Genomic DNA, 6564 nt, shown 5'->3' with positions numbered 1-6564 from the left:
TACATTCACATTGTGATTTCAAATCACCAAATGAATATGAATACAACTATCTAATCAGTAACAATTAATTAAATTTCTCATATTTATGTAGTCCGAAATCTTGACATAGCACCACCCCTTTCTGGATATGGAAAAAACGGTCAATCATAAAGACCAACCGCTTTGTGTAATACTGAATATGAGATTGTTAAATTAGGATTTACTTATATCTATTCCTATAAAAGTGTCAATATATATCCGTCTATCAGAGCAATTAGCAGATACATAATAAAGGCTCTGATAAACGCTTCTATATGCTTTTTCGGATTTTGATACAATTCCTTTTCTGGTATTTTTCTTAAACGAACACGCTTTGTATTCCGCCACCATAAAAGGTCTACAATAAATAAGTCAAAGATATTCAATCCCTGTCCTATAATACATAAACAAAGAAAATTATGTGTGAAGCCATTTTCTTTGATAAACAACCCTAATATAAATAGTACGAACAGAAATAACAGAAAATTGGATATAAATGTAACCACTTTATTGCTTTCCTTAAATTTTCCTTGATATTCTGCAATACTCTTTATTCGATTTTGCACTTCATCTGGATAAGATGAATAGCTTTTTAAATTTTTGTTATCTGTACCTGTTCCCCAAAAACATATTAGAAAAAACGCGATACATAAAATTACGGTTTCGATTATTATAATCATTCTGTTTCACTCCAAATTGTAATTTGCTATTATCTTATATATCTTTTATTTATATTTAAAATTAGTATTGATACTATTATTGTTACAATTAAAGTTATACAACAACTTAACAAACTATAATTAAATACAAATATTGCAGATAACCCATTTATTAAACAATGAGTTAATATACAAGGAAATACACCTTTCGATACCTTTCTTATTGTTGCCAAAGCATAGCATAAGGTTAAACACATTATTCCAAAAAGAAAATAGTTCATATTTGCATTTGCTGTTCCTATTATAAAAAATATTGGTAAATGCCATAACCACCAAATAATAGAAGTAAAGATTGTTGCTATATGAAATCCAAATTTCTTTTCCAATTCAGGTTGTAAAATCATTCTCCATCCAACTTCTTCATTTCCACCACCAAATAACATCATTGGTAAAATTACTATAAGCATAAATATAGGAGCACCAAATTTAAATCCATTTATTGCACACCCCAAAACATAATAAATCAATACAAATAAAATTACTAAAATATAAGTCCAAATATTATGTTTTATATCAAATATCTTTTTTAACCATTCTTTTAAATTCTTAACTTTGTTATTTCTCTTTAGTGATATATAAGAGGCAATAGTTGGAGAGAATCCCCCGATAATGTGCATAATCCTTAAAAATATATTATTTATTGTCAAGTTAAATATTTGACTAATTAAAGCACAACCACCCCAAAATATTAGCATTATAACAAATGTTATTATTAAAAATTCTTTCACTAACTTTTTATTCATAAATACTCCTATCATCTCTACAAATTAGGATTTGCCTGCTTAACAAACAGGTGTTTATCGCTTAATACATTCAAGTATTGGTTCAATGTATTTCTTGTCAGTCCAGTCGCAGCTGCTGTCTCCGGCTGCCATTAATGCCTTTTCCCATATTTCGTAATCAGATGGATCTTTTTTTGCAACAGCCTTTCTAAGTAAGTTGCATAATATTCTATCTTTGAAAGACATTGCGTCCATATCCCATGCGCCGCGACAGTAAAAGACTGGAATATCAGATAAATTATCTTTCATGTTATGCGCTTTGATTTGCTGAAATGTATTTTCTTCATATGGAGATGCACCGCAACAAAATACAATGATCTTTTTGTCCGTTAATTTATTGATATTCTTTTTTAGAAAAGACAAGCCGGCAATACCGGAAGCATATATTCCTCCGCCTAAAATAATAGGATCATATGTAATAATTTCATTAATATCAGCTTTTTTTGTTTCTATACACTGAAACCCGATTTCCTCGGACAGCCATTCAGCGTATCTTTTTGTAGCGCCGTATTTTGATTGATATAGGATTACTCCGTTCATAAATTGATCTCCTTAAATTGTAATTTATATAATAGCATTTTCCATTGATTTTTCTTTTGTAACTTTTTCACCTAAATAATTAGCAAACTTTTCTGTAAAAAAGCTAAAGTAAGATACTCCGTTGTTTCTTTTATTTTGAAAATATGGCAAAAATCCCCATAGTGTTGATGGAATCCCTATTACTATTAAATATAATGGTCCAAAAATAAGGGATTGAATTGTATGACCATATTCGTGAACTAAAAGCCTTTTACTTAATTCTTCATCTGGTATTTTATTTTTTGTTCTTTTATCTTTCATCGGATTAGTTGTTGTAAAGACGAACATTCCCAAAGATACACTTGAAGGAACATTTCTTTCAGTAATAATTGCACCGTGATAAAAATAATGTTTATTTTTTATATTAATTAAAAGTACTATAAATCCTAACAATGTTTGTGGCAATCCCCAAGTGCATTGAATTAATATATATATTACATTTTTCATAACTAACTCCAATCTACAACTTAGGATTTATTTGTTTAACTAACTGGAACTTATTCCTCTTTAGAGTCGTCGATTGCTTTTCCAATTCGGTCACCAATCATAAAACCTAAAAATCCTATAATTGAACACCAAACGCTTCCAGTAAAGTAAATAGCTACTCCGGTTCCTATTGCACCTACAAGGCTCCCTATCACAGAACAGATTCCTTCTGCTTTTTTCATATACAATCTCCTCTACAAATTCCAATTTATAGAATTATTATACCTCTATCCAGTATCACCTACAATGAAAATATGCTTTGCTGATTATTTTTTCTGTTGTCCCTGTGGAGCATGGTTCTGTGGATTGCCTGTGGGCTGACTGCCTTTATTTTTCAACACAATGTCGTCTGCCTTGATGTACCACTCCACATCTGCCCCTCGGTAGTTGGCATTAGCCACCGTATCGGCAACGGGATTGATAAGCTCCACCTCGGCATTGTACGGATAGTCCTTGACAGGGATTTCCGCTGGGATAGATACCTGTATCGTGCGTTCCTGCTGACTGCACTTCAAATCATAGGTTCTACGCTTGATTTCCTCGGTGGTCGTCCCGTCCTCATTCTCTACACGCACCTCATGTCTAAGGGCAGAGAATTTCAAAACACCGAAAGTCTTTTCCTTATCTAATACAATTCCATTCGCTAATCTCATAATCTGTTATCCCCCTTTACTTGCTTTCCTCGACTGGAAGCATATCGTCAGCGTTTAAAATATAGTTGGTGTAGCCACGACCTCGCACGTTCTTTCCCTCGGCGGTAATCTTAGGATTGACGAGCTTTACTTTTTGCTCATACTTGAAACGCTTCTCCCCAGCTTTTGCGGAAGCACCACGATAATGTCGTCGGCTCTCTGAATGTCGGAATACAGGTTATAGCTTCTTGTCACGGGAACAAAGCGACCATTGACACGCTGTTGCTCCACGTCATTTTCTCCTGCAAACTCCAAATTTCCAAATGTCTGTGCCATGTCAGGCACGATATATTTTAATTTCATGTGTTCATACCTCATTTCTATAAAATCTGTTGATTGTCAATGCTCTTATTCTGGCAGGTGGTGTGATACCCGTAAGCCCCCAGACCGTCAAGGGCAGGTAAATGCTTAAAAGCACCCTTGACCGTCCGTGTGCTTACAGGTGGGTGGCGGACAAGCCAGAATAAAGGGAAGCTCCGCCGTTTCCATGTGTCGGCGGGGAGCGTGATTTCTTCATCATCATAAGCAGACCACCCGATTAAGAGCGTCTACGCTTGATGAAGTATGTTCCTGCCACGCCTGCACCAGAAAGAACAAGAAGCCCTAAGAATAAGGCAATGTTTGTGTTGTCGCCTGTCTTTGGAGTGTCCGTTGTCTTGCTCGGTGTATCTGGTGTGGTCGGCTGTTCTGGCTCTGTTGGTTCTTCTGGCGTTTCTGGTACTTCTGTGATTGTCACCGTCTGCCCGTCGTCCTCAATGTCCTTATGCTCTGTAACCTTTGTCGGTTCGTTTGGATTGCTCAAATCGTATAATTCCTCAAAGGTCACAAGCTCTTTCCCGTCCAGCTCGGAAGCGTCGAAAGTAAAGGCAATCTGGACTTCCATGCTTTCACTGTCGGCAGTAAAGGTATAGTCATTCTCGACACGCTCTCCGTTGATGATAAGCTCGGCGTTTTCGTCCTTAATCATCTGCCAGCCTTTGAGCTGATACTTTGTGCCGACTTCCAATCCGTCAAGGGTAACGGTATCAATGATTGTCACGTCTTTTCCTGCTTCAATCTCTTTCTTTCCGTCCTCGCTGGTCGCTGTGGTATGGATAGAGATGATACGCTCCGTGATAAGCACCGTCTGTCCCTCGTCGTCAATGTCCTTATGTTCCGCCACCTTTACAGGCTCGTCCTCATTGGAAAGGTCGTAAAGTTCCTCAAAGGTTACAAGGTTCTGACCGCCCAGAGAAGAAGCGTTGAACGTATATTCCATTTCAATCTTCATTTCTTCGCTGTCGGCTGTGAATGTGTAATCACTTTCCACACGCTGTCCGTCGATAAGAAGCTCGGTGTTTTCCTCTTTCAACATCTGCCAGCCTTTGAGCTGATATTTTGTGCCTTTTTCCAGCCCGTCAAGCGTAACTGTGTCAACGATTGTTACCTCTTTGCCAGCCACGATAGACTTCTCGCCGTCCTTGCCTGTGGCTGTGGTATGGATAGAGATTTCTTTATCGTATTCATCAGTAAGTGTCCCTAAGTCAACGGTCACATTGTTTCTGGACACCACGATTTCAAACGGTGGGATAAGCTCAAAGCCTTTGTTGCTCTCACAACGTAATTCCTCAATGATATAGGTATCGTAAATCAAAGCACCTTTGCTGTCGTCCGGCTCGCTCGTTCCAAACCAGATACCGTCCTCACTGGTCTTTCCTACGTTGGTGTTGTTCTTATGGGAAGCCCAGTCAGAAGAAGTGGAGAACTGTCCGTTATCATCAGTTACGATAATGTGGCTCTCACCTGTGGTCTTGCTGGTGATCCTAAACGGAACTCCCGCAAGACGCTGGTGTGTACCAGCCCCAATCTTGACACCCTCAAGGTCGCCACGCTTTACTTGATTGTAAATGGAAGTGTCCGTACCTGTAAGGTCAACGATTTTTCCGTCCTCTGTGATTTCAAATTCAATCGGTTTCGCACCGTCAGTCAGATAGCCCTCTGGAGCTTTGCTTTCCTCGATACGGTATTTCCCGTAAGGGAGTAAATCAGCAGAAGTAGAAGCCACGCCCTCAATGTCGGTAAGGATTGTCTTTACCACTTCGCCTTTATTGTAGAGCTTGCCCTCGACAAGTACGGCATTGTCATTAAGGGAAATGATTTCAAATTCAGCGTCTTTCAAGGTCGCACTACCTTGACCTTTGGTATCGCTGGTTTCCAAATCTCGTTTCTGGATTTTCACACCGCCACGGATAACCTTGTCTGATACATGGTACTGATTGCTTCCAGACAATACGGCAATGTCGCCGTCCTCGGTAATCTATGTAAGGTACATTCCCTTAATCTGTTCTTCGCTACCGTCAGCCTGCATATATGCACCGTCAAGAAGATAGCCATTAGGAGCTTTCGTTTCCTCAACGGTCAGCGTTCCTAAAGGAAGCACGTTCTTTCCGTCCTGTGTATAGAAGCTGTCCCCAGATACCTTGTATTCATCAGAAAGGCGGGAAACATAATGGATAGTGCCGTCGCTGTCCTTTTCAGCGATTGTCTTTGTCACCCATGTTTTGGTAGGCTCACTAGGGAGATTGTCAGCGGTATAGTGTCCCGCATAGAATTTCCATGTGAACTCCGCACCCTCTAGGGAAGCGTCGCCCTGTGGAGCGTCTTTCTGTGTTTCCATGTCAATCTTGAAAAGCTCGATAAGGGTATCTGTGACCTTTGGCGTATCGGATACGTTCAAGGTCGCTGTCTTGCCAGCTTCTACATTTAAGGAATACACTGTATTGTCCACCTTGTAGCCAGCAGGAGCGGAAAGCTCTTTGATGTAGACTGTACCAGCCTTTACTTCCACGGTATCAGTGTTCCCGCTGTTATCAGTCGTAAGTGTGGCAAGCTGTTTTGTGCAGTCCTTATCAGAATAGACACCATAAGTCGCACCAGCGATAGAGTAAAGCCCGTTCCCGTCGGTAATGCTGGCATTACTGGAAGTCTTTTTAAGGGTGGCATTTCCTACGGCAAGTTTCGCCCAGAACTGTCCAATGTCCTGTCCCTCGCCAGAGTAGATATAACCGCCACATTCATAGCGTCCCTTGTTCTCGCTGGCAAAGGCTTTCGCCCCAGCGTACACCTCGTCCTGTATCGCTTTTGGGATTTCATCATAGGAAGCTCTGACGTTATCGCATTGCCAGCCCAGATGAACGCTAAATCTCTGCCATACGACGCACTGTTTCAAAAGGTAGATATGCTGACTGCTCAATCCGCTGTGGCTCTGCACATACTGATTGACATACTCGATTGAGAGGGCAACGTCGG

Annotated in this window: 6 protein-coding genes and 2 pseudogenes; all 8 read right to left on the bottom strand. The window is 39.8% G+C overall.

Annotated elements, in window-relative coordinates; translation table 11 throughout:
• Window positions 1-215: 215 nt before the first annotated feature.
• Window positions 216-698 carry an ABC transporter permease gene (locus tag B5F09_RS14050; RefSeq protein ID WP_087297376.1) on the bottom strand — a complete coding sequence of 161 codons (483 nt, stop codon included), beginning with the start codon at window positions 696-698 and terminating at the stop codon, window positions 216-218.
• A gap of 29 nt (window positions 699-727) precedes the next feature.
• The gene (locus tag B5F09_RS14045) at window positions 728-1480 is read right to left on the bottom strand and encodes a type II CAAX endopeptidase family protein (RefSeq protein WP_158095866.1); all 753 of its coding nucleotides are present in this window, start codon (window positions 1478-1480) and stop codon (window positions 728-730) included.
• A gap of 54 nt (window positions 1481-1534) precedes the next feature.
• The gene (locus B5F09_RS14040) at window positions 1535-2059 is read right to left on the bottom strand and encodes a flavodoxin domain-containing protein (protein WP_087179776.1); all 525 of its coding nucleotides are present in this window, start codon (window positions 2057-2059) and stop codon (window positions 1535-1537) included.
• Between the two features lie 24 nt (window positions 2060-2083).
• A complete protein-coding gene (locus tag B5F09_RS14035; protein WP_087374959.1) occupies window positions 2084-2545 on the bottom strand; it encodes a hypothetical protein in 462 nt (153 codons plus the stop codon).
• 50 nt (window positions 2546-2595) lie between these two features.
• Window positions 2596-2766, bottom strand: a complete 171-nt coding sequence (locus B5F09_RS14920) for a hypothetical protein (RefSeq protein WP_158095865.1) — start codon at window positions 2764-2766, stop codon at window positions 2596-2598.
• An 84-nt stretch (window positions 2767-2850) separates the two neighbouring features.
• Window positions 2851-3237, bottom strand: coding sequence for a YdcP family protein (locus B5F09_RS14030; RefSeq protein ID WP_072850659.1), 387 nt, complete (start codon window positions 3235-3237; stop codon window positions 2851-2853).
• 16 nt (window positions 3238-3253) lie between these two features.
• Window positions 3254-3579 (bottom strand): annotated as a pseudogene (locus B5F09_RS14025) (YdcP family protein).
• A 235-nt stretch (window positions 3580-3814) separates the two neighbouring features.
• A pseudogene (locus B5F09_RS14020) lies at window positions 3815-6564 on the bottom strand (VaFE repeat-containing surface-anchored protein); the annotation flags it as partial.

This window comes from Erysipelatoclostridium sp. An173 (assembly GCF_002160495.1).
GTDB classification, from domain to species: domain Bacteria; phylum Bacillota_I; class Bacilli_A; order Erysipelotrichales; family Coprobacillaceae; genus Thomasclavelia; species Thomasclavelia merdavium.
Note: the sequence above shows the minus strand (reverse complement) of the source record. Positions and strands in the feature narration are given on the sequence as shown.